At 40.9% G+C, this 21,914-nt stretch carries 24 protein-coding genes and 1 pseudogene; all 25 read right to left on the bottom strand.

Features of this window, described 5'->3' with window-relative positions; genetic code table 11:
* The 25 genes and pseudogenes from V3595_RS12610 to fliE all read right to left on the bottom strand — a co-directional run bounded on the left by V3595_RS12610 (nucleotide 1) and on the right by fliE (nucleotide 21,899).
* A complete protein-coding gene (locus V3595_RS12610; protein WP_485907478.1) occupies nucleotides 1-1,098 on the bottom strand; it encodes a protein-glutamate methylesterase/protein-glutamine glutaminase in 1,098 nt (365 codons plus the stop codon).
* Nucleotides 1,099-1,108: 10 nt separating this feature from the next.
* The gene (locus V3595_RS12605; RefSeq protein WP_485907476.1) at nucleotides 1,109-1,975 is read right to left on the bottom strand and encodes a MinD/ParA family protein; all 867 of its coding nucleotides are present in this window, start codon (nucleotides 1,973-1,975) and stop codon (nucleotides 1,109-1,111) included.
* Nucleotides 1,959-3,116, bottom strand: coding sequence for a flagellar biosynthesis GTPase FlhF (gene flhF, locus V3595_RS12600; RefSeq protein ID WP_485907474.1), 1,158 nt, complete (start codon nucleotides 3,114-3,116; stop codon nucleotides 1,959-1,961). The genes V3595_RS12605 and flhF overlap by 17 nt, the downstream gene beginning before the upstream one ends.
* Nucleotides 3,113-5,149 carry a flagellar biosynthesis protein FlhA gene (gene flhA, locus V3595_RS12595; RefSeq protein ID WP_485907472.1) on the bottom strand — a complete coding sequence of 679 codons (2,037 nt, stop codon included), beginning with the start codon at nucleotides 5,147-5,149 and terminating at the stop codon, nucleotides 3,113-3,115. The genes flhF and flhA overlap by 4 nt, the downstream gene beginning before the upstream one ends.
* A 41-nt stretch (nucleotides 5,150-5,190) precedes the next feature.
* Nucleotides 5,191-6,273 (bottom strand): flagellar biosynthesis protein FlhB, encoded by a 1,083-nt coding sequence (flhB, locus tag V3595_RS12590; protein ID WP_485907470.1) that lies wholly within the window; start codon nucleotides 6,271-6,273, stop codon nucleotides 5,191-5,193.
* 1 nt (nucleotide 6,274) lies between these two features.
* Nucleotides 6,275-7,051 (bottom strand): flagellar biosynthetic protein FliR, encoded by a 777-nt coding sequence (gene fliR / locus V3595_RS12585; protein ID WP_485907468.1) that lies wholly within the window; start codon nucleotides 7,049-7,051, stop codon nucleotides 6,275-6,277.
* A 3-nt stretch (nucleotides 7,052-7,054) separates the two neighbouring features.
* On the bottom strand, nucleotides 7,055-7,324 hold the full coding sequence (gene fliQ, locus V3595_RS12580) for a flagellar biosynthesis protein FliQ (protein WP_101224658.1): 270 nt from the start codon (nucleotides 7,322-7,324) through the stop codon (nucleotides 7,055-7,057).
* A 14-nt stretch (nucleotides 7,325-7,338) separates the two neighbouring features.
* Nucleotides 7,339-8,004 carry a flagellar type III secretion system pore protein FliP gene (gene fliP, locus V3595_RS12575; RefSeq protein WP_485907467.1) on the bottom strand — a complete coding sequence of 222 codons (666 nt, stop codon included), beginning with the start codon at nucleotides 8,002-8,004 and terminating at the stop codon, nucleotides 7,339-7,341.
* Entirely contained in the window at nucleotides 8,005-8,664 is a 660-nt protein-coding gene (locus V3595_RS12570; RefSeq protein WP_485907465.1) for a flagellar biosynthetic protein FliO, read from the bottom strand.
* A 15-nt stretch (nucleotides 8,665-8,679) separates the two neighbouring features.
* Nucleotides 8,680-9,042, bottom strand: a complete 363-nt coding sequence (gene cheY / locus V3595_RS12565; protein WP_485907463.1) for a chemotaxis protein CheY — start codon at nucleotides 9,040-9,042, stop codon at nucleotides 8,680-8,682.
* A gap of 17 nt (nucleotides 9,043-9,059) precedes the next feature.
* Nucleotides 9,060-10,277 (bottom strand): flagellar motor switch phosphatase FliY, encoded by a 1,218-nt coding sequence (gene fliY / locus V3595_RS12560; protein ID WP_485907461.1) that lies wholly within the window; start codon nucleotides 10,275-10,277, stop codon nucleotides 9,060-9,062.
* A complete protein-coding gene (gene fliM, locus V3595_RS12555) occupies nucleotides 10,267-11,265 on the bottom strand; it encodes a flagellar motor switch protein FliM (RefSeq protein WP_485907459.1) in 999 nt (332 codons plus the stop codon). Before fliM ends, fliY begins: the two co-directional genes overlap by 11 nt.
* A gap of 52 nt (nucleotides 11,266-11,317) precedes the next feature.
* Nucleotides 11,318-11,746 (bottom strand): flagellar basal body-associated protein FliL, encoded by a 429-nt coding sequence (gene fliL, locus V3595_RS12550; protein WP_485907457.1) that lies wholly within the window; start codon nucleotides 11,744-11,746, stop codon nucleotides 11,318-11,320.
* Complete coding sequence (locus V3595_RS12545; protein WP_241591309.1) at nucleotides 11,743-11,958, bottom strand: flagellar FlbD family protein; 216 nt, start codon at nucleotides 11,956-11,958, stop codon at nucleotides 11,743-11,745. The genes fliL and V3595_RS12545 overlap by 4 nt, the downstream gene beginning before the upstream one ends.
* Nucleotides 11,959-12,007: 49 nt before the next feature.
* Nucleotides 12,008-13,267, bottom strand: coding sequence for a flagellar hook protein FlgE (locus V3595_RS12540; RefSeq protein ID WP_485907455.1), 1,260 nt, complete (start codon nucleotides 13,265-13,267; stop codon nucleotides 12,008-12,010).
* A gap of 72 nt (nucleotides 13,268-13,339) precedes the next feature.
* Complete coding sequence (locus V3595_RS12535) at nucleotides 13,340-13,687, bottom strand: TIGR02530 family flagellar biosynthesis protein (RefSeq protein WP_485907454.1); 348 nt, start codon at nucleotides 13,685-13,687, stop codon at nucleotides 13,340-13,342.
* Nucleotides 13,688-13,737: 50 nt separating this feature from the next.
* A complete protein-coding gene (gene flgD, locus V3595_RS12530; protein ID WP_485907452.1) occupies nucleotides 13,738-14,373 on the bottom strand; it encodes a flagellar hook assembly protein FlgD in 636 nt (211 codons plus the stop codon).
* An 8-nt stretch (nucleotides 14,374-14,381) separates the two neighbouring features.
* Entirely contained in the window at nucleotides 14,382-15,689 is a 1,308-nt protein-coding gene (locus V3595_RS12525) for a flagellar hook-length control protein FliK (protein ID WP_485907451.1), read from the bottom strand.
* Between the two features lie 25 nt (nucleotides 15,690-15,714).
* The gene (locus tag V3595_RS12520; RefSeq protein ID WP_485907450.1) at nucleotides 15,715-16,332 is read right to left on the bottom strand and encodes a MotE family protein; all 618 of its coding nucleotides are present in this window, start codon (nucleotides 16,330-16,332) and stop codon (nucleotides 15,715-15,717) included.
* Nucleotides 16,333-16,336: 4 nt separating this feature from the next.
* A complete protein-coding gene (gene fliJ / locus V3595_RS12515; RefSeq protein ID WP_485907448.1) occupies nucleotides 16,337-16,783 on the bottom strand; it encodes a flagellar export protein FliJ in 447 nt (148 codons plus the stop codon).
* A 2-nt stretch (nucleotides 16,784-16,785) separates the two neighbouring features.
* Nucleotides 16,786-18,105 (bottom strand): flagellar protein export ATPase FliI, encoded by a 1,320-nt coding sequence (gene fliI, locus V3595_RS12510; protein WP_485907446.1) that lies wholly within the window; start codon nucleotides 18,103-18,105, stop codon nucleotides 16,786-16,788.
* Between the two features lie 2 nt (nucleotides 18,106-18,107).
* Nucleotides 18,108-18,698: pseudogene (gene fliH, locus V3595_RS12505) on the bottom strand (flagellar assembly protein FliH).
* Nucleotides 18,699-18,864: 166 nt separating this feature from the next.
* Complete coding sequence (gene fliG, locus V3595_RS12500; protein WP_485907444.1) at nucleotides 18,865-19,884, bottom strand: flagellar motor switch protein FliG; 1,020 nt, start codon at nucleotides 19,882-19,884, stop codon at nucleotides 18,865-18,867.
* Nucleotides 19,885-19,897: 13 nt separating this feature from the next.
* Nucleotides 19,898-21,496, bottom strand: a complete 1,599-nt coding sequence (fliF, locus tag V3595_RS12495; RefSeq protein ID WP_485907442.1) for a flagellar basal-body MS-ring/collar protein FliF — start codon at nucleotides 21,494-21,496, stop codon at nucleotides 19,898-19,900.
* Between the two features lie 94 nt (nucleotides 21,497-21,590).
* The gene (fliE, locus tag V3595_RS12490) at nucleotides 21,591-21,899 is read right to left on the bottom strand and encodes a flagellar hook-basal body complex protein FliE (protein WP_485907440.1); all 309 of its coding nucleotides are present in this window, start codon (nucleotides 21,897-21,899) and stop codon (nucleotides 21,591-21,593) included.
* Nucleotides 21,900-21,914 lie beyond the last annotated feature (15 nt).

Below are 21,914 nucleotides of genomic sequence, written 5' to 3'. Positions count from 1 at the left end.
TTAACAATAGCTTATTATCGCTTTAGCTATTTTTTCTACATCCTCTATGCTATCTATTAACTTGGTATTGATTGCCGCCTTAGGCATACCAAAAACGATTGATGTCTCCTGTGATTCGGCTATCGCTTTTGAAGGACCCTCCTGTTTAAGCTTCATGAGTCCCATCGACCCGTCCATCCCCATCCCGGTCATGATAACGGCTATTTTCGCAGAATCATTCATTTGACTTACCGATTCAAATAGCACATCAACCGACGGGCGATGTCCATTACGCAATTCGGATTGATCCAAAAGGATTGCCCAGCTCATTCCGACTTTCCTCACTTTCAAGTGAAAACCTCCAGGTGCGATATAGGCGACACCTTTTTGAATCAGTTCCCCTTCTTCAGCTTCCTTCACTTTAATCTTGCATAATGAATTCAGGCGTGTTGCCAAGGATTTTGTGAAACCGGGGGGCATATGCTGGACAATGAGTATGGGAGCATCAACTTCTTCCGAGAGTCCTGCCAAGACGGTCTGCAGAGCTCTCGGGCCTCCTGTTGATGTACCGATGACTATTATCTTTTTGTATCCATAGGACCATTTTTCTTGATTTTTTTCAATTTTCGACGATTCTTTTGAATCTATTTTACTATATTTTTCCCAAACGGATGGGCTTCTTTCAATATTCATCGCATTTTTTTCTAGTTTGTGAACATTTGCCCTGCTGGCAGCCATAACTTTTTCATGGAGTTCTTTCTTGATTTTATGTAAATCCAATGAAATGGCACCCGAAGGTTTAGCCACAAAGTCAAAGGCTCCACTGTTCATGGCGGCAAATGTATTTTCCGTTCCTTTTTTCGTTGTGCTTGATAACATGACTACAGCGGTTGGACATTCATTCATGATCCGGCTTAATGCTTCCAACCCGTCCATAATCGGCATTTCCACATCCAAAGTCACGACATCGGGTTTTAAAGCCTTTATTTTGTCTATGGCATCTCTTCCATTCCTGGCAGTCCCGATGACTTCCATCCTGCTATCTTCTGCTAAAAACTCTGAAATTAACTTTCTCATAAACGCAGAATCGTCCACTAACAGCACTTTTACTTTACTCATATAAGGAGACCTACTTTCCCAAAAAATATCTCTTCATATTTTGGAGGAAATGGCTTTTTTGCAAAGTCAATTCTTCCCCAAATGAATGATTTGCATATCTCGAAGCAATGTCCATAATGGCTTTGGATACATCGGCTTCAGAATCGAAAAGGAGAAAGGGGATTTGTTTGGTAACAGAATTGGGTACGGTTCTATCATCTGGCAAATACCCAAGAGCTACAGTTTCCAGTCCCAAAAATTTCACTAGTGCATTTTGGAGGCGCTTAATCGTTTCTTTGCCGTCCTTACTCGTGAAAACCCGATTGCAAATCAGGAACAATGGAATCTCTTTATTTACTGAATGGATATATTTCATTGCGGAATATGCATCCATGATAGAAGTGGGTTCAGGTGTCGTGATAACGACTAATTCATCCACACATAACAGGAATTTCATGGAATCCTGAGTGATGCCTGCACCCATATCAAATAAGATATAATCGTAATTCGCCAACAATAAACTGAATTCCTCATTAAACCGGGTATACTTTTCTTCATCAAGTGAAAAGAGATTCGTCAACCCCGTTCCACCTGTAATGATTGAAATGTTTCCCGGTCCTGCCATGATGATATCCTTCAAACTACAATCGTTTTCAAAAAAATCAATAATGCTGCTGGGAGATTGTTCCCCGATCAAAATATCAATATTCCCCATACCGATATCCATGTCGAACAACAGTACTTTTTTGCCTCTTTGGGATAAGGCAATCGAAAAATTCAAAGAAAAGTTTGATTTTCCCACTCCACCTTTCCCGCTTAAAACGGCAATCGTTTTGGCCATTGATCGATTTTGGCGGGCTTCCAATCTTCTTCGTAAATTCTCAGCTTGATCTTTCATATTTACTAGCCTCAATAGCCATTTTCAATAACTGTGATGATGTAGCTATTTCAATATCGTCTGGTACATTCTGTCCATCTGTTATATAGGCGGCTCCTAATTTATGAGTGTGTATAAAATTGAATATCTGCCCGAAAGTGGAGGTTTCGTCCGCTTTTGTAAAAATGACCTGTTTAATAGGTATGGCAGTAAACTGTCGATAAATATCTTCCATATCCTTTTGTTTAGAGGTCAATGACAATACTAAATAGGTTTCCATCTCATCTGTAAAATGGATGATTTCATTAAGATCCTTGACATATTGCGGGTTACGGAAATTCCTTCCGGCCGTATCAATAAAAACAAAATCATAATGGGAGAAGCGTTCAGCAGCCCTTTTGAAGTCTTCCAAATTATAAGCGACTTCAATTGGAACGTTTAAAATCTTGGCATATGTCTTAAGTTGATCTATTGCAGCAATCCTGTACGTATCCGTCGTAATGAAAGCCACCTTTTTATCATGCTTCAACATGGTTTCCGCAGCTACTTTTGCCAAGGTCGTTGTCTTTCCCACACCTGTTGGGCCAACAATATTAATATATTTTTTTTGCAGCCCGGGTTTTCCGTTTTCAACCTTTTCCAAAATCCCGAGCATGGCTTCTTCCAACCAAACTTGAACCTCTTCATCAGTGGATTGCTGTTTAAAAACGAACCATTTTTCAAGCAATTCATCCATGATTTGGGACCGAAGTGATATATCCACTTCCTGCTCGGTTAGGTATTCGTGGATTTTCTCCAGCTTCCCCGGATATTTTTTATCAGTTGAATAGATTTGCAAACTCTTTATCATATCTTTCAAGCCTTCGATTTCTTTTAATAAGTCAGCACTTTCCCTATTCCCTTCATTAGGTTCAGGGGCATGACTTGCCATTTCCAGCTTTGATGGCAACTTCTTCGATTTTTGCTTGGTTACGGCTTGGATAGGCTGGGACACAGGGTCTATGGCTGCAATGACTTCAATATTCCTCTTTTTGAATAATCCTAAGAAACCACCATTATATACAGCCTTCGAACTTAAGATTACTGCATCACTGCCTAGTTCCGCCCTTATTCGCTTCATTGCCTCGTTCATTGATGGCGCCAAATATTTCTTTACCTTCAATCGATATTCACCACCCCTACACTTTGTACTTCTACATTCGATTCGAGTTCATTGTATGAAAGAATCGGTACATTAGGAAAATAACGTTCAGTTAATTGCCGGGCATACATCCTTACTGCTGGAGAGCAGAGTAAAATCAGTTGGTGATCCATTAGGGTCAGCTCTTCCAATTTGGCTGCAACTGCCTCCAATATGGATTGCGATAGAGTTGGATCCAATGATAAAAAATTACCATGTTCGGTTTGCTGCACACCATCCGCGATGGTCTTTTCAACTTTCCCCGATAATGTTATGACTTTAATTCTATTTTCATCCGAAATAAAAGAATTCGTTATTTGTCTGGCTAAGTTCTGCCTTACATATTCAGTAAGCAAATCTGTGTCAGTCGATAACTTGCCATAATCAGCAAGCGTTTCGAAAATGATCGGTAAGTTCCTTATCGAAACTTTTTCCTTCAATAATTTTGCCAATACCTTTTGTACATCTCCTATAGACAAGGGATTCGGAGTGACTTCCTCTACTAGTATAGGTGCCGATTCGTGGAGATGATCGATCAATTGTTTCGTTTCCTGCCTGCCCAATAATTCCTGCGCATTGGACTTTATGACTTCCGTCAAGTGGGTGGATACAACACTTGGGGGGTCGACAACTGTATAACCCAGCATCTCGGCATGTTCTTTCATATCATCCGTAATCCACTTGGCCGGTAAACCGAAAGACGGTTCTATCGTATCGATTCCTTCTATTGAATTATCCTCCATCCCTGGACTCATGGCCAAGAAATGATTAAGGAGCAATTCCCCCTTTGCCATGACACTTCCCTTAATCTTCAGCCGATACTCATTAGGATTCAACTGAATATTATCACGTATTCTGACGACAGGGATCACGAGACCCAACTCAATTGCAAGCTGCCGGCGGATCATGACGACCCGGTCCAGTAGGTCTCCCCCTTGATTGGCATCCGCAAGCGGAATCAATCCATATCCAAACTCAAATTCGATCGGGTCGACACTTAAAAGGTTAACAACGCTTTCTGGACTTTTCATTTCATCGGTTTCCAGCACTTCTTCCATTTCTTGTATTTCACTTTCGTCCTGCTTCGGTATCCTTGAAATTGTATACCCTCCAACGACTAATAAAGCAGCGATCGGAATGGTGAACAAGTCGGAAATGGGAGTGAATAACCCTAAAAGGAAAATGGTTGCTGCTGTTAGGTAAAGCATTTTGGGAAATTGAAATAACTGTTCAACAATATCCGCTCCGAGGTTTCCATTCGAGGCTGCCCGGGTTACGACAATTCCCGTAGCTGTAGAAATCAATAAAGCTGGTACCTGACTCACGATACCGTCACCAACCGATAACATGGAAAAATGGACGGCTGCTTCTCCAAAGCTCATGTCCAATTGCATGACGCCAATGATCATACCGAAAATCAAGTTAATGATGACAATGATGATGCCCGCTATGGCGTCCCCTTTAACAAACTTACTCGCCCCATCCATGGATCCATAAAAGTCTGCTTCGTTACTAATTTTTTCCCTTCTGGCACGCGCTTCGTTTTCGGAGATCATCCCAGCATTTAAATCTGCATCGATGGCCATCTGTTTCCCCGGCATCGCATCCAGCGTAAACCTTGCCGCTACCTCCGAGACCCGTTCGGAACCTTTCGTGATGACGATGAAATTGATGATGACCAAAATGATGAATACAACTAATCCTACAAGCACGTTACCGCCGACTACAAACGACCCAAAGGTTTCTACAACTCCCCCAGCATCACCATAGGTCAAAATGGCACGAGTCGTCGAAACATTCAACCCCAGCCTGAACAATGTCAGTAAAAGGAGCAAGGAAGGAAAGATTGAAAATTCGAGAGGTTCTTTCATATTCATCGTAGTCAATAGAACCAGCAACGCAAGAGAGATATTTAAAAGGAGTAAAATACTTAACAACCATGTTGGCAATGGAATGACCAACATGGCAACAATCATGATGACGCTCGATATAACAACTAAATCTCTTGCTCGCATGTTTTTTTCTCTCCTAACTAGCGGGTTACCCTATTACTTCTTTACAGTTTACCTTTGGTTTTATATACAAAGGCCAGTATTTCAGCGACCGCCTTAAAGAACTCTTCAGGTATCGCCTGGCCTAATTCAGCTTGATCATATAAAGACCTGGCCAAAGGCCGATTTTCCACCATGATCACATCGTTTTCTTTGGCAATGAATTTAATTTTCTGGGCAACAAAATCAACGCCCTTTGCCACTACATACGGAGCCTCAGATTTTTCTTCATCATATTTTAAAGCAATAGCAAAATGCGTCGGGTTAGTGATGACGACATCCGCATTGGGAATTTCCTGTATCATTCTTTGAGCGGCCATCTGCCTCTGCTTTTGCTTTATCTTGGATTTGATGAGCGGGTCCCCTTCGGAATTTTTATACTCATCCTTAATATCCTGTTTGGACATCCGGATGTTTTTTTCAAAGTCATATTTTTGATACAAATAGTCTAATAGAGCAATGAACAATAAAGCCACGGCAGCATAAAATCCTACTTTAATCGTAATATCCGCCAATGTTGCCATCGCTTCTTCCACAGAAATCTGTGATAAAATCATAATCTCGTCCATGCGCTGCCATAGTACATAAAAGGCAACAAAACCAACAAATGATATTTTAAGAATGGATTTCAATAATTCAACAATAGCCCTCATTGAAAAAATACGTTTGAATCCTTTAATGGGATCCAATTTATCAAGTTTGAACTGTATGGATTCAGTCGAAAACAAAAACCCGACTTGCATGACATTAGCCAATATCCCAGCCACTATCGCTGCTGCAAAAACGGGTCCTAGGATAAGGCCCATCTCCTTTAAAACCTCTATCATGATAATTTGCATATTCTCCTCACTGAATCCAGCCAAGGTAAAATGCTGCAGATATTCTTTCATAAGACCGAGCAAATGATTATGCATGTACGGTCCCATAAGCAATAACACTGAAAACACTGCAATTAAATTGACAGAGGTATTTACATCCTGACTCTTTGCCACCTGACCTTTTTTCTTCGAATCCTGACGTTTTTTGGGAGTCGCCTTTTCGGTCTTTTCTCCAGCGAAAAACTGCAAATCCAGCTGAAACCTCTCCATATCAAATGCCTCCAATCAACTGCATTAGGTGACGCATGGTCAAAAGCAAGAAATTGAAGAGTTGGGTAACAACCGTCATCATCATCCCCATTACCAGTATGATAACCGCTAATCCGGCAATGATTTTCACTGGAATCCCAACAACAAACACATTTAATTGAGGAACTGTCCTGGCAAGTATTCCTAGCGTGACATCCACTAAGAAAATACTTCCCACCACAGGTATGGACATTTGAAAAGCAATCATGAAAGCTTTGCTGAAAGCTTTGGCCAAATATTCTATCAGCGCATGATCTCCGAATGGTACAAATAATTGGTCAATCGGGATGAACTGATAACTATAAAAAATTCCATCCAAAAGCAAATGATGGCCATTAGTACTCAATAGGAATAATAAAGCGATTGTATAAAGGTATTGTCCCATCAACGGGCTTTGTGCCCCCGTTTGGGGATCGATGACATTCGCTATTGAAAAACCCATTTGAAAATCAATCAATCCGCCAGCGATTTGAACGGCCGATAAAATCATATACGCTGCAAACCCAATGAAAAGGCCAACAAGCGCTTCCTTCATGATCAATAAATAAAATGTGACATCCAATTCCAGAACCGGAGCATCAATGGTGTAGTACATGATCCAGGCAAGGAAGATTCCAAGCCCGACCCGATGTTGTACCGGTATTGAACGGTACGAAAAAATCGGCATGGCCACGAAAAACGTAGTGACCCGGACCACAATTAATAAAAAGGCGGGAAAGTGCGGAAACAATTCCTCCATGCCCTACCCTACAAATCGATTCAGATTACCGAATATTTCATTTGCATATGATAATAGGTGGCTCAACATCCATGGAGCCAATAAAATGAGTCCCAATAAGACTGCCACGATTTTCGGAACAAATGCCAAGGTTTGTTCCTGAATCTGTGTAGTCGCCTGAAAGATGCTTACTAATAGTCCTACAATAAGAGCGATTACCATCAATGGGCCAGCGATAATCAAAACCATATAAATTCCTTTTTCTGCTATATCAATAACAAAATCTGCACTCATTTTTTCTCACCTACTTAAAAACTCTGTAATAAAGACTTCACCACTAAATACCATCCGTCTACAAGAATGAAAAGGAGGATTTTAAATGGCAGGGAAATCATGACTGGCGGCAACATCATCATCCCCATCGACATCAGGACACTTGCAATGACCATATCAATAACCAAAAAGGGAATGAAAATCATGAAACCTATTTGAAAAGCTGTTTTGATTTCACTGATTGCAAAAGCTGGTACAAAGGCAGTCAAGGGAATGTCCTGTATCGTTTCAGGCTTATCCACCTTGGCATATTCCAAGAATAGCTCAAGGTCCTTCTGCCTTGTATGGGCACTCATGAATTCCTTAAATGGTATCGAGGCCTGTACATATGCTTCTTCTAAATCTATCTCTTCATTAAATAACGGGGTTAATGCCTTTTCATTCACTTCCTGTAAAGTCGGTGCCATTATGAAAAATGTCATGAAAAGTGCCAGGCCGACCAACACCTGATTCGGCGGCATCTGCTGTGTAGCTAGCGATGTTCTCACAAAGCTCAGGACAATGATGATTCTTGTAAAACAGGTCATCAAGATCAATATGCTTGGAGCCAGCGATAAGACAGTCATCAGTAGAACAAGTTTGACGGAAGTAGAGACATTAGTGGGATCACTGTTATTAAAAAACTCCATGAACTCATTCATTCATTCATTGTCTCTTCCTTTCCTATCAAGCTCCTTTAACAGCTTTTTCCTGCTATCAGACAATTGATCAAGTTGACTTTTGAACTCTGCAGAGAAACTGGCGGTTTCGGATCCGCTTTTCTTCAACCACTTATTTTTCAACTTCATTGCAAGTTCCCCAGGCTGGATCATTTGATCGATCTTATCGTTGTGATCTTTCAAAAGCTGTTCATATTCCTCGGGATCATCTATTTCTTTCAAGAGCTGAATATTTTCACCGACCCCGATCACCAATATTCTCCCGCCGACTTTAACAAGCTGGACAGAACGATTTGCGCCAAGGCCCGTACCGCCTAAATTCTCCACTGAATTTGCCTTTTGATACGACTTACTTTTTTTATTGATGAACTTTAATAGGATATATAGAAGGGCCACTACAAAAATAGTAGCAAATATCATCCTCAGAAACTCCCAAACGGTTATCCCCACTTTGTCAGGATTCGTTGTCTGTTTGGTAAATTTCGAGCCTTTTGATTCACCTTTATCCACCTTTAAATCATCTGGCTGTTCATAAACATCCTTCACTGTTTTTTCAAGATCTTCCGCATGGGCCTGTATGGCCCCAGAGAAGAATACTGCTATCATCAGTGAGACCTGAAGCCATTTTTTAATTAAAAACAATATGAAGACACCCTCTTAACTTAATACTTTATTTATGGCTTCCAAAACACGGTCTGCCTGGAATGGCTTCACGATAAAGTCTTTTGCACCCGCCTGGATCGCATCAATGACCATGGCTTGCTGTCCCATCGCTGAACACATGATGACCTTAGCTTGAGGATTTACCTTTTTAATTTCCTTTAATGCTGTAATTCCATCCATTTCAGGCATGGTAATATCCATCGTTACAAGATCCGGATGAGTTTCTTTATATTTTTCCACTGCTTGGGAGCCATCTGCTGCTTCCCCGACTATTTCAAAACCATTTTTTGAAAGGATATCCTTAATCATCATTCTCATAAATGCTGCATCGTCCACAATTAAAATTCTATTAGCCATAATTTTCGTCCCCCAAATTATCTTATTTTATTTAATCGGTCACTTTGACTCATGATATCTGTAACACGTACTCCAAAGTTTTCATCAATCACCACTACCTCGCCTTTTGCTATCAAGCGGCTGTTTACTAGGATATCCACTGGCTCTCCCGCTAACTTATCCAATTCGATGATCGATCCGGAGGACAGCTCCAAAATATCCTTGACGGAGCGTTTCGTTCTTCCAAGCTCCACTGTTACCTGCAAAGGGATATCCATCAGCATGCTGAGATTTTTCGTTTCAGACTCCTGAAGCTGATAAGGCTGAAAACTGGTGAAACTGGCAGGCTGAACATTTACCGGCTGTCCTGTTGGTACGGATGAAACTCCAAAATGTTGTGGTACATTCGGTATTTGGTTCTTAGATTGGGTTTGGTGACCTCTTTGTCCATAAGTTTCATTTGACGATCGATCAGACCGGGTGTCCTGGAATTGTGCCGGCTCCTGAGTTGGAATGTTTGTTACTGGTTCACTTAGTACGTTTTGCGTTTTCATCTCGGCAGGATCGCTTTCGCTCGTCCCATTTAATAATTCAGAAACTAACCCTTTAGCAAATTCTATCGGCAGCAATTGCATGATACTGGAATCAATTAAGCTGCCGACACGGAGACGGAATGAGATTTTTGCAAATAAATCCTCGTCCGGTATCGCATTTTCACCTTCACCATTTAAAAAGTTAAGTAAATCTATGCTAGGTGGAGAAATATCCACTTTTTTACTGAAAATTGTCGACATGGATGTCGCAGCAGAACCCATCATTTGGTTCATGGCTTCCTGGACAGCACTCAATTGAATTCCCCCAAGCAGGTCAGAAGGATTCTCCCCATCTCCGCCAAGCATCAAATCCGCAATGATAGCAGCATCGCTCTGCTTGATGACCAGCATATTTATACCTGAAAAACCTTCTGTATATTGCACTTGAATCGCTACATACGGATGCGGGAATTCTTCCGCGATCTGTCCCCTTTCAATCAATGTAACCGTCGGAGTGGTGATATCCACTTTCTGATTCAACAAAGTGGATAGGGCAGTGGCCGAACTTCCGAAGGAGATATTACCGATTTCACCGAGGGCGTCGAGTTCCATCATCGATAAATAATCGTCAATCGAGAGAGGGTACACCTCATCTTCTATATCACTTGTACCTTTTAAAAGGGCATCTATCTCGTCTTGTGAAAGCATTCCATCACTTACCATCTTCGTCTCCCCCTTTCAAACTATCAAGAATCTGGATAGCATGTTTTTTTCCTACTTTTCCTGGCTGCCCGCTGTATTTTGGGATCCCTCCAATGGTAATCGTCAAAGGTTCATCGATTGCCTTATTTAAATCGATGACATCGCCAACATCAAGCAGCAAAAAATCCTCGATGGTGATGTCTGTGGAACCAAGTTCGGAAATAATGGGAAGATCTGCGTTTCGGATACGCTTTTCCAAAATCATGATTTCCTCCGGGATTTTTTCCTTTTGGGAATTTTCCATCCAATAATGAGCGGATAACTTTGGTATGATCGGTTCCAATACGACGTGAGGAATGCAAACATTAATCATTCCGATCGTTTCGCCGATTTGTGTATTCAAGGAAATGACCACAACAGTATCGTTGGGTGAAACCAGTTGTAAAAATTGTGGATTCACCTCGAACTCTGTCATCACCGGTTCGATTTCAACAATCGTTCCCCAAGCCTCCTGTAAATTTTCAAAAGCCTTCTCGAATAAATTCGACATGATTTTCGTTTCTATTTCAGTTAAACTATCCACCTTATTCACGCTTATGCCCCGCCCGCCCAAAACGCGATCCATCATGGAATAAGCGATATTCGGGTTGACCTCAAGAATGATTCGGCCATCCAAGGGCGGCACCTCAAAAACATTCATGATGGTCATTTTAGGAATCGATCGGATAAACTCTTCGTAAGGAAGTTGATCTGCCGAAGCAACGGATATTTGGACATATGTTCTAAGCTGAGCAGAAAAGTATGTGGTCAGCAGCCTTGCAAAGTTCTCGTGTATCCTGGTCAAACTCCGGATTTGATCCTTAGAAAACCGAAGCGCCCTTTTAAAGTCGTATACTTTCACTCTTTTTTCTACTTCTTCTTTTTTTAAATCATCTGCATCCATTTCACCTGTGGAAATGGCCGATAACAAAGCATCGATTTCATTTTGCGATAATATTTCCCCGGACATTAACACTCACCTCCAAAGCTTCTCCTTCTTATTTAATGAAGCAAGGATGTTCTTATTGCAGAATCGAGGAGGTTATATAAACCTTTTCAACTTTTCCTTCTTCCATTAAGTCATTCATTCTAGTCTTTAACGCTTCTTGAAGCTTTTCCTTGCCTTTTTTACCGGTTAACTCTTCCGCTTTCATTTCTGATAGTTCGGTAATGATGATATTCTTCACTTGAAAATTTCTTTTTTCCAACTCTTCTTTTGCTTTTTTATTTTCTGTTTGGACCATAAATGAGATTTTGATATAATCATTGCCGGCAAGATTCGTAGTAATTTCAGGAATTTCAACTGATGATTTGACAATTTCGTCAATGCTAGGTTTATCTTCGGCAGATGTGGGATCAGATAACTTTGTCACAACCACGACCGCTATGACACCAACAAGCGTTATAGCCACGAGTATAATCAACATAATGGTCAATAGATTTTTTTTCATGAACTTTCCTCCACATCCTTACGAAAACCGAGAATATTAACGGTACGATAAAATTGTATAATAGCTTCAACCAGTTCCTCTTCCTTCTCTAGCACAACGATTTTCTTACCATTTGTAAAAGTAATGGTCGTATCTGGCAATGACTCGACTGTGTCTATGTACAATGCATTGATATAAAAGCATTTTCCATTGAGCCTTGTGACTTTGATAATGATATTTAGGAGCCAGGGCAAAAAGCACCTGGCTCCTCCCTCCCTTAACCTATCGTTTTAAGTTAACCAATTCCTGTAAAATTTCATCCGACGTCGTGATGATCCTCGAATTCGACTGGAAACCACGTTGAGCAACGATCATTTCAGTAAACTCTTCGGATAAATCCACATTGGACATTTCCAAAGAACCTGATGCAATAACACCGCGCCCCTCACCTGCGATATTGATATTTGCAGTACCTGAATTTATTGATTCCTGAAAAGTATTGCCTCCTGTTTTCGTCAAGCCAGACGCATTGGAAAACTTGGCGACGGCCAGTTGGCCTAAGGTAATGATCAGACCGTTGGAATAAACGCCATTTATTTCCCCTGATGACCCAATATTAAAGCTTTCCAGTTTACCTTCTTTATTACCATCCGGATTGACAAGAGCAGTGGTGGAACCTTTAACTTGAGTAAGATTCGAGAAATCAAAATCCAAATTAACTTTTTGTACGCTTTCATCAACTGGTGTATCCGAGTCATCCTCTTTGCCGCTTGAAATGTTTATGGTTGCCTGGGTTTTATCAGCAGCCACTATCTGACCATTTGCGTCGAAATTAACCGTAGTGAACGGTTTTGGTTTAGTAGCTGATGTATCCCCCAAAGCAGCAGGTTCTTCATCAAAAAGCTCCCATTTATCATCACCGTTTTTTTGGAAATAGATAGTTGCCGTTTGTTCTTTACCCTTGTCATCCACAACTTTCATTTGCTGGCTAAATACGGTACCATCAATTGCGTCAGCAGCTAGATTTCCACTTACTGATATTTTAGTAGTTGTAATGGCAGGTAAAATCGCATTGACGTTAACAGCAACGTCGCCAATCGTTTTTGATCGTTTCCCGTTTTCATCAACCTTGTAAGCCTGCACTTTCAAACCATTCGCGTTGACAAGCGTACCATTATCATCCAGATAAAAGTTTCCTGCACGTGTATATGAAAGAGAATCTCCTTGCTTGACGACGAAATAGCCATCACCAGATATTCCTAAATCAAGATCGCGGCCGGTGGTTTGCAGGCTTGACTGTGTATGGATCGTATCGATAGTAGCAATCGTGGAGCCCAATCCAATTTGTTTAGAATTGGTTCCTCCTTTATTGGCTGTTGCTGCACTTGCACCAGATACCGTTTGGTTCATCGCATCGCTGAATGTCACACGGCTTTTTTTGAAACCATATGTATTGACATTGGCGACGTTATTACCGATAACATCCAATTTTGTTTGTAAGTTTTTTAATCCGCTTATTCCCGAATACATTGAACGAAGCATGTAAAAGCTCCCCTTTCATATAAAGACTGCTTCCGTCATTCCGCAGTCCAGGCTTCCTATTTCAGGTCCAGCCTATTTATCTAAAATTATGGTTCCATTGATGTTCGTGAAAATTTGTGATGTTGCTTCTTCCCTGTCCATGACTGTGATGACCTTATTGTTTTTCGTGCTTACAATCAGTGCCGCATTCTCTGTAATGATAAGAGATTCGGTTACACCCATTTTTTTGGCCTCATTGGCTTTAAGGGCTATTTTGTCCCAGGTTTGTGACGCTATTTCTATACTCCTTTGACTCATGCGAAATTGAGCATGTTTACTGATGGTCATTTTTTCATTTGTGGAGACAGCAGCTTGAAAATGCTGTTGAAAGCCTTGCTGGATCATCTGCCTTTGCCTTAACGGTAATTTTGTTTGCGGCAAAAGCTGAGCGAAATTTGCTTAAAAACCAAGTTTATTCATATTCCCGCCCCTTAAGCTTCAGCGATTTTTATCAATTGCTCTGATGATAACTTGGTTTTATTTTCATCATCCACTTCAATTTGCAGTTTGCCATTACTCATGGATACCGAGATTACGACAGCTGATGTCTCTCCATTTTTTTCATCCATCCAGGAAACGCGCTTGCCTATTAATTCACTTGCCGCCGTCAAGCTATTCGACGTGGAACTTGTTTGTTTCATTGCCGAGATATTTGCGGGTTCAAGCTTTGTGCCATCTTCTAAAAGAAAATAAACGCCATAACCCTTATATTGGATCGATTTAACGATGCCTGTTCCTTCTTCTATCGCAAGGTCATCATCGCCTTCATCCAATTTGTGCCAAGTGACTTCCTTTCCGACAAAAGAGTTATAGTTCATTAAACTATTTTGTTGATTGATCCCGATTATTTCTTCCATTTGGGCTCCCATATTCATCATCTGTTCCAGAGAAGAAAAAGTGGCCATTTGGGCGATGAATTCCGTATTGTCCATCGGACTTGACGGATCTTGGTTTTGAAGCTGGGTAAGCAACAATTTCAAGAAATCATCTTTTCCCAATGCATCCCCGGTTTTTCTGTTTTCAGTTTGAGATTTTGATAATAATAGTGACGTATCGATGGTCGTCATTTTTTCACCTACACTTCCAGATTTAACAGAGCATCGGCAAGGGATCCCGTAAACTCGCTTTCCGTCTCATCATTGCTTTCTTCCTTACTCTCCTGTTGTTCATTATGTTCATCCGCATCTTTCTGGCTGAATTTCTCAGAGTTAAAAGCATTGAAGGCTTGTGATATTTCAATTCTTTCAATTTGAATGTTTTGTCCGCTAAATGCTTGTTTTAAACCATGAATCTGATTCTCCAGCATATCTTTGGCCTGTGCAGTAGTAGCCAGAATCTTAGCTGACAACAAACCATCCTTTTGAATCAGCTCGATTCTTAGGGACCCTAAATGTTCAGGATTCAATCTGATCAACAGTTTATTTACACCGTTAGTTCCGCTAAAGTTCGCCTTACTTAAAATATTTTCAAATTGCTTAACATACTTATCTTGACTGGCAGTTTGCTCAACTTTGGGAGCCGCCAAGACGAATTGCTCAAGCTTTGTCATGAGAAAAGGCATACCAGACCCCTGATGTTTACCGCTATCCGGACTTTGCAAAGTCACACTGCTAGCGACTGCTCCGTCTTTATTTACCTTGTCACTCCCAGATAAATGCGAGAATGCGCTTTTAAATGTTTCTATTGCTTTAGTTTGCCCTTTCTCCAAAGTGTTGGATTGGTCAGGTTCTGTTTTTGATTTTGACTGATTGGACAGCCATTTCTCCAGCTTCCCCGTTATCCCTTCAAGCAGGTGTTTCATTTGTTTCTGGATGGCCGCTTCATCTTGTGTCATATCCTTATTCTCCGAGAGAAGATCTTGAATTTTCACCAGTTTCAAAAGATTCACCACACCAGATAATGGGAGGTCATGCCATTTTTCTTCGCTCAATACAGTAACTTTTTTCAGGGTGGTATACAGTTCCATGACATTGGCTGATAACAAACTTTGTGGATTCAGACTGAAGTCATCACCTTCTTGTTCTAAATCCAGTTCCTCGATGCTCGCAAAGAAATCATCAAGGGCACCCTCATCATTTCCAACTATATTTTTTAGCACCTGTAAAATAAAGTTGCTGTCTTGTTTGTTAACTGAAGGGGCAACGGCTGCACTCTCTTCCCCTGTATCACTTAACCTTTCAAGTTTCAAAAAACCAAGCAAATCGTTTATTTCAGACATTCGTCCTTCAGGGTTGCCACCTATATCCGATGGAATGGGAGGTTCTGCCCCTATCGCTGATTGAAGGACTGACCCAAACCCTGAATTAGTTTGCTGATTTAGCTTAATTGGTTCCTTTAGACTTAATGATGCCAAGGGAAGTAAAGAATTAATGGTAGAATTCATATATTCACCTCCTAACTCTTTCTACTTAAGAACTTTGTTCCGTTAGTTTCTTCGTTAACCTTGCAGCATCAGGCGTTGTCATTTGCTCCAAAACCTTAGCTAAAGTGGCTGCTTTCATACTTGAGAGTATCTCCACTGCATCTTCATCATTCATTTCGGTAATGATAGGTGCAGCCTTCTTGGGAGCCATCGTTTCATAAGTACGGATTATATCTTTGAACGCTTGTTTACTATTATTCTGACTATCTTTAAGTTGATTCATTTCTGTTTGAATCTGCTGTTTTTCCGCTTCTGCTTTTTCAATGGCCTTGTCACGTGTATCGATGATGCTCTCAAGCTTTTCTATCTCTTTTTCCTTGTTTTCAATCTCGGTTTCTAATTTTTCTAGCTTCATGGAAACTTTCTCATCACTCTTGGCTGGTTTATCTTTCTCTTCATCCTTTTGATCCGATTCAATGAAGGGTATTTTCGCAGACATATCCTTTGCCTTTTCCACTACATTCACCCCTGCAACTGTAAAAACGAGCAACGCTACAGTTACCGCAAAGATTAACGGAATGAAGATGACAAGAAACCATTGAAACTTACTTATCTTGCTTTCTTCCAATTCTTCCAATCCATTAGATTCACTTTTTTTACGCATTCCATCACCTTACGCCTTTGCTTAAGAATTGCCGGATTGATATTTCATCCATTTGTTTGTTCTCAGCTTCCTTAATGACATCGAGGAATTTAAGAAAATCATTTTCTTTCATTTTCTCGTACTTTTTAACCTCGATATTTCTTTTCATTAATATATCCCGTTGAATATTCATCTTGTATCGCGCTTCAATGACTTCCTGTTGACAGTGGTTTAAGAGTTTTTCCAAGTTGTCCATAAATAACTGATGATGACGAATTTCCTGTATGGATAATCCATTTCGCAGCTTTTCCTGTTGAAACTCAAGCAACTCTTCCTTTTTCTTTAAAAGCTTATATAACTTTTCTGCCACTTCTTCAAATTTTTTTAAAGCAGCATTATATTTAGCTAGTGCATCGGTTTTTTCTTTTTCTTTGATGGTCAGGATCTTCTCGAATTTATATTGATAAATCATTATTAATCACCTTTCTCCATCAATTCGACAAGGGCATTGATACTATTATCTTTGGTAGCTTTTTCATGGGTTCCTTGCTTCAAAAATGAAATGATTTCCGGATAGCGTGTAATCGATTTATCAATTTGTTTGGAAGAACCCTTCTTATAAGCTCCTATATTAATCAAATCTTCCGACTCCATATAGGTTGATAAACTTGCCCGTAATTTTTCCGCGGCGTTTTTATGCTTGTCACCAACTATATTGTTCATGACACGACTAATGCTCTTTAATACATTGAGCGCTGGAAACTGTCCTTTATTGGCTAAGTTTCGGTCCAGTATGAAGTGACCATCCAAAATTCCCCTGACAGCATCAGCAATCGGTTCATTCATATCATCACCGTCGACGAGTACCGTATAAAAAGCTGTAATGGTACCGAGCTGATTTGTACCCGTTCTTTCGAGTAACCTTGGCAGGATGGCGAAAACGGAGGGGGTATACCCTTTGGTCGTCGGCGGTTCCCCGATGGCAAGCCCAATTTCCCTCTGGGCCATCGCAACCCTCGTGACCGAATCCATCATCAGCATCACATTCAATCCCTTATCACGAAAATATTCCGTGATGGCAGTTGCTGTCAAAGCACCCTTTATCCTCATCAACGCTGGCTGGTCAGATGTCGCCACTACAACGATTGATCGTGCCAGCCCTTCCGGCCCAAGATCTTTCTCAATGAATTCACGAACTTCACGGCCACGTTCTCCAATGAGACCAATTACGTTTAAGTCAGCCGTCGTATTCCTTGCTACCATACCAAGCAACGTGCTTTTCCCTACGCCGCTTCCTGCAAAGATACCAACACGTTGTCCTTTACCAACTGTTAATAAACTATCAATCACCCGGACTCCTACATCTATCGGTTCATTAATGGGAGGTCGTTTCATCGGATTCGGCGGATCTTGATCCACAGAAATTGTCGCCAGACCTTTTGGAAGAAGTGAGTCATCAATGGGATGTCCCAATGGATCGACTACTTTGCCAATAAGCCCGCTTCCCACCTTTATCTCAAGGCTTCGTCCGCTTCCTTCCACGATACAGCCCGGAGCAATATCACTAACTGCTGTAAATGGCATTAAAATAACCATTTCATCACGGAAACCGACCACTTCTGCTAAGATTCGGTTTTTCTTTTTTTGTATGCCTGTATGGATATAACAAACATCACCTACAGAGCTTTCAGGGCCTTGAGATTCTATCATTAACCCCACGACACGTTTGACCCGTCCATAATGTTTGAATGGATCAACTTCATCAACCAAGGGCAATAGGTCTCTAGTTTTCATCTTTATTCCCCTTCCAGCAATTCAGTTAGTTTCACTTTTATTTCCTGCAGCTGACTGTCGACACTCGCATCCATCCTTCCGTTTTCGGATTCGATGATACAGCTGCTTTCTCCAAGCTCATCATCCGGAAAGATATACAGCTCAGTATCTTTCGGAAAGATTGCCATCAACTCATCTTTATGAGAAAGAATCGATTAATATCGGATCGGATGGATATGCAATTGCACTTCACGGTAATCCCTCACTTCTTTGATGGCTCTTTTGACTATGGATAAAAAAGACTCTTCATCTTTTTCAAGCTGTTGCCCGATAATTTTCTCTGCCACCTTCAGGGCAAGATTCAAAATAACGGTTTCAGATGATTCGATATGGTGCCGATAATCTTTTTTAGAGGACTCCACCACTTCTTTTGCGAAAGCTATTTCCGCCGCAATCTCGCTATAACCCTTTTGGATCCCATCTTCGACGCCCTGCTGATACCCTTCTTTTTGAGCTTGTTCGATAAACATTGCTTTTTCTTGATTCTCCCATTGTTCTCGGTCTTGCTGGATTTCAGCAGCAATCGCTTGGGCTTTTTGCTTAGCATCGAGCAATAACGTTTCCGCTTCCTGTTTGGCATCTTTGAGAAATTCATCAGATTGAATATAATGAAGGTTTTTTCGCTCATCTGCATCATCATTTTGAAGAAAGTCAAAAGGGCGAACTTTTATCGCTATCTTTTTGCTTTTCTCCTGGTTAGCCTGCTGGGATTTGATAATCCTAGACAATGATATCATCCCCTCCGCCGCGGGCAATCACGATGTCTCCAGTTTCCTCCAGTCGTCGAATGACGGCAACAATTCTTGATTGTGCTTCTTCTACATCACGCAAACGTACTGGCCCCATATATTCCATTTCTTCCTCGAACGTTTCAACCATACGTTTTGACATGTTTCGGAAAACGATTTCCTTCACTTCATCACTAGCCACTTTAAGAGAAAGTTTAAGATCTTCGTTATCGGATTCCCTGACAACGCGCTGAATCGCTCTGCCATCAAGGGTCACGATATCTTCAAAAACAAACATTCGTTTCTTGATTTCCTCAGCAAGCTCCGGATCTTGGATTTCAAGTGCATCCAAGATCGTTCTTTCCGTTGAGCGGTCAACACCATTCAACACATCTACAACGGCTTCCACTCCACCAGTCTGTGTATAATCTTGGGTTACAGTAGCTGAAAGTTTCCTTTCAAGTATTTGCTCCACTTCATTGATGATTTCCGGAGAAGTGCTATCCATTAAAGCAATCCTTCTTGCAATATCGGCCTGCACCTCTTGCGGAAGCTCAGACAATATTTGTCCAGCCTGTGTGGGATCAAGATAGGACAAGATCAATGCAATGGTCTGCGGATGCTCGTTCTGAATGAAATTCAAGATCTGTCCAGGATCTGCCTTTCTCGCAAAGTCGAATGGACGAACCTGCAAGGATGATGTTAAACGGTTAATGATGGCGGTTGCCTGATCAGTACCTAATGCCTTTTCAAGTACCTGCTTGGCATATCCTATCCCGCCCTGGGAGATGTAATCCTGCGCTAAAGCAATATTATGGAATTCTTCCAGAATTTCCTCTTTATCTTGGGAGTCCACTTTCCTCACTCCCGAAATTTCAAGGGTCAATCTCTCAATTTCCTCTTCGGAAAGATGCTTATAAACGGATGCAGAAACATCCGGGCCTAAGGAAATAAGGAGGATGGCAGCTTTCTGTTTGCCAGTCAATCCGGCTTTTTTTTTTCTATCTGTCATTTTCTTAAGCCTCCTAGTCTTCTGCTATCCAGCTTCTTAATAATTTTGCAAATTCATCCGGCTTTTCTTTTGCCAGCTTCTCCAGTTGTTTTCTTTTTAAAGATGCTTCCGTTTCCTTCTCTTTGTTCAGATCCGGAACATCGAATACGACTTCTTCCTCTTCAACCACGTATTCCTCTTCCATTTCAGCTTGCTTTCGGGAACGGAGGAATAAGATTAAGAGAATGATAATGGCAAGTATTAGCACTCCGCCGACGATGTATGCCCATATTGGTAACGAAGGTTTCGTTTCATCTTTTTGCAACTTCATTTTTCCGTTAAACGGCTGAACGGAAATCGCAATTTTATTATTAAGCTCCTCGTCCGTCAGCTCTTCCCCTTCAGCTTTTTTCTCGATTGTCGTGCGGATTATCGTACCAAGGATTTGTGTAATATCATCCATACTCTGTTGAGATAAAGAATTCGGATCGTCAGCTGTGGGCGGTTCGACCATGACCTGAATACCTAAATCTTGGACTTTATATGGGCTTTCTACTATTTCTTTCTTGATTCGGTTCACTTCATTATTTATCGTTTCATCCACTTTTTCATAATCACCGGATCCGTTTGTGCCTTCAACGTAACTCGATCCCAATGAATCTGAGGAATCCTCACTTTGCGGAACGCCTCCTGCACCTGCTGCGTCACCGCTATACGATTCATTGATCCTTTGCGCAGAAATTTCAATTCCAGCCATATTTTCTTCATCGACCGGTTCCACTAAATTCTCTTCCCGATTTTCTTGAGTGAAATCAATGTCTGTCGTGACTGAAACAACCACTTTGTCTCTCCCCATTATCGTTCCTAGCATATTTTGTACCTGTCTTTGAATATCGCGTTCTATTTCTTTTTTTATTTCGTTTTGGGTAGCAAATGCGGACGCGAAAGAAGAATTTTCATTTTCAAGATCGAAGTACTCAAACTCTTGGTTCATAATGACGATATTATCTGTAGGGAGATTCGGAACACTTTTTGAGACCAGATGATAAAGGGAATTGATTTGACTTTCTTCAAATTTATAACCGGGTTTCGTATTCAATACAATGGATGCTGACGCTTCCCCAGCTGAATCACTGACAAAAACTCCTTTATCAGGAAGAGTGATCATAACACTGGCATCTTCTACTCCATCAATCTTTTTTATTAAACTGGCCAATTCCGTTTGCATCGAGTCAAGTTTAATGACATTGAATTCATTTTCGGTCATTCCGATACCGGCACTTTGACTAAAAAAGGAATAGTCGATACTGCCTGATTCCGGAATTCCTTCAGCTGCCAGCTCCACTTTAAGTGAATCCAGTTTTTCTTCTGGAACTTTTATGGTCGTTCCATTTTCAGAAACTTCATTCATAATCCCTTGACTGTCTAAATTTTCTTTAATGCTCCCCGTTTCCGAAGGAGTTAAGTTGGAATATAAGGGCACCAGCGTCGTACGCGTGGTTAAAATTGAAACTGCCGTAATGATGATGATAATTAATGCCGCTGAACCACTCATCATGAATTTTTGTTTTTTACTGCGGCTGGTCCAGTAAGCAGTTATTTTGTTTTTAAAGTTCACTAGTACTTCATTCATTTAAATCCCCCGGTCAGTCTATGAATTTATGATTGGGGGATTACTTTTCCCCCTGGTCATTTTTCTCTATATAAATGAGGTTAAAAAATGAATGCTATATACTCATTCTCATCATTTCCTGGTAGGCTTCCACAACCTTATTCCGAACCTCTAATGTAGCCTGCATGGTAACGCTGGCTTTTTGTGAAGCTATCATCACCGAATGAAGCTCAACATCCTCCCCATTAACCAATTTGGTTGTAAGATCATCAGATGCCACTTGTGTTTCGTTAACTTTATTCATTGATTCTTTTAATACCGACGCAAAATCTCGCTGTGCTTCGTATGGTGTATTAGTATTGTTTTGCTCTTTTTTCAAAACATTACTTGCATTGTTCACTGCAGAAAGAGAAATCCCCTCCATATCAACAATCCCCTT

The organism is Bacillus sp. CFBP9009 (genome assembly GCF_036541465.1).
Taxonomy (GTDB): Bacteria; Bacillota; Bacilli; order Bacillales; family DSM-1321; genus Peribacillus.
The sequence above is the reverse complement of the archived record's forward strand: the minus strand, read 5'-3'. Positions and strand labels throughout refer to the sequence as shown.

Bases quoted from the DNA above. Each gene is read 5' to 3' on its own strand.
- V3595_RS12610 (WP_485907478.1), bottom strand. From the start codon at position 1,098: ATGAGTAAAGTAAAAGTGCTGTTAGTGGACGATTCTGCGTTTATGAGA.
- V3595_RS12605 (WP_485907476.1), bottom strand. From the start codon at position 1,975: ATGAAAGATCAAGCTGAGAATTTACGAAGAAGATTGGAAGCCCGCCAA.
- flhA (WP_485907472.1), bottom strand. From the start codon at position 5,149: ATGCGAGCAAGAGATTTAGTTGTTATATCGAGCGTCATCATGATTGTT.
- flhB (WP_485907470.1), bottom strand. From the start codon at position 6,273: ATGGAGAGGTTTCAGCTGGATTTGCAGTTTTTCGCTGGAGAAAAGACC.
- fliR (WP_485907468.1), bottom strand. From the start codon at position 7,051: ATGGAGGAATTGTTTCCGCACTTTCCCGCCTTTTTATTAATTGTGGTC.
- fliQ (WP_101224658.1), bottom strand. From the start codon at position 7,324: ATGAGTGCAGATTTTGTTATTGATATAGCAGAAAAAGGAATTTATATG.
- fliP (WP_485907467.1), bottom strand. From the start codon at position 8,004: ATGAATGAGTTCATGGAGTTTTTTAATAACAGTGATCCCACTAATGTC.
- cheY (WP_485907463.1), bottom strand. From the start codon at position 9,042: ATGGCTAATAGAATTTTAATTGTGGACGATGCAGCATTTATGAGAATG.
- fliY (WP_485907461.1), bottom strand. From the start codon at position 10,277: ATGGTAAGTGATGGAATGCTTTCACAAGACGAGATAGATGCCCTTTTA.
- fliM (WP_485907459.1), bottom strand. From the start codon at position 11,265: ATGTCCGGGGAAATATTATCGCAAAATGAAATCGATGCTTTGTTATCG.
- fliL (WP_485907457.1), bottom strand. From the start codon at position 11,746: ATGAAAAAAAATCTATTGACCATTATGTTGATTATACTCGTGGCTATA.
- V3595_RS12540 (WP_485907455.1), bottom strand. From the start codon at position 13,267: ATGCTTCGTTCAATGTATTCGGGAATAAGCGGATTAAAAAACTTACAA.
- flgD (WP_485907452.1), bottom strand. From the start codon at position 14,373: ATGACGACCATCGATACGTCACTATTATTATCAAAATCTCAAACTGAA.
- V3595_RS12525 (WP_485907451.1), bottom strand. From the start codon at position 15,689: ATGAATTCTACCATTAATTCTTTACTTCCCTTGGCATCATTAAGTCTA.
- V3595_RS12520 (WP_485907450.1), bottom strand. From the start codon at position 16,332: ATGCGTAAAAAAAGTGAATCTAATGGATTGGAAGAATTGGAAGAAAGC.
- fliJ (WP_485907448.1), bottom strand. From the start codon at position 16,783: ATGATTTATCAATATAAATTCGAGAAGATCCTGACCATCAAAGAAAAA.
- fliI (WP_485907446.1), bottom strand. From the start codon at position 18,105: ATGAAAACTAGAGACCTATTGCCCTTGGTTGATGAAGTTGATCCATTC.
- fliG (WP_485907444.1), bottom strand. From the start codon at position 19,884: ATGACAGATAGAAAAAAAAAAGCCGGATTGACTGGCAAACAGAAAGCT.
- fliF (WP_485907442.1), bottom strand. From the start codon at position 21,496: ATGAATGAAGTACTAGTGAACTTTAAAAACAAAATAACTGCTTACTGG.
- fliE (WP_485907440.1), bottom strand. From the start codon at position 21,899: ATGGAGGGGATTTCTCTTTCTGCAGTGAACAATGCAAGTAATGTTTTG.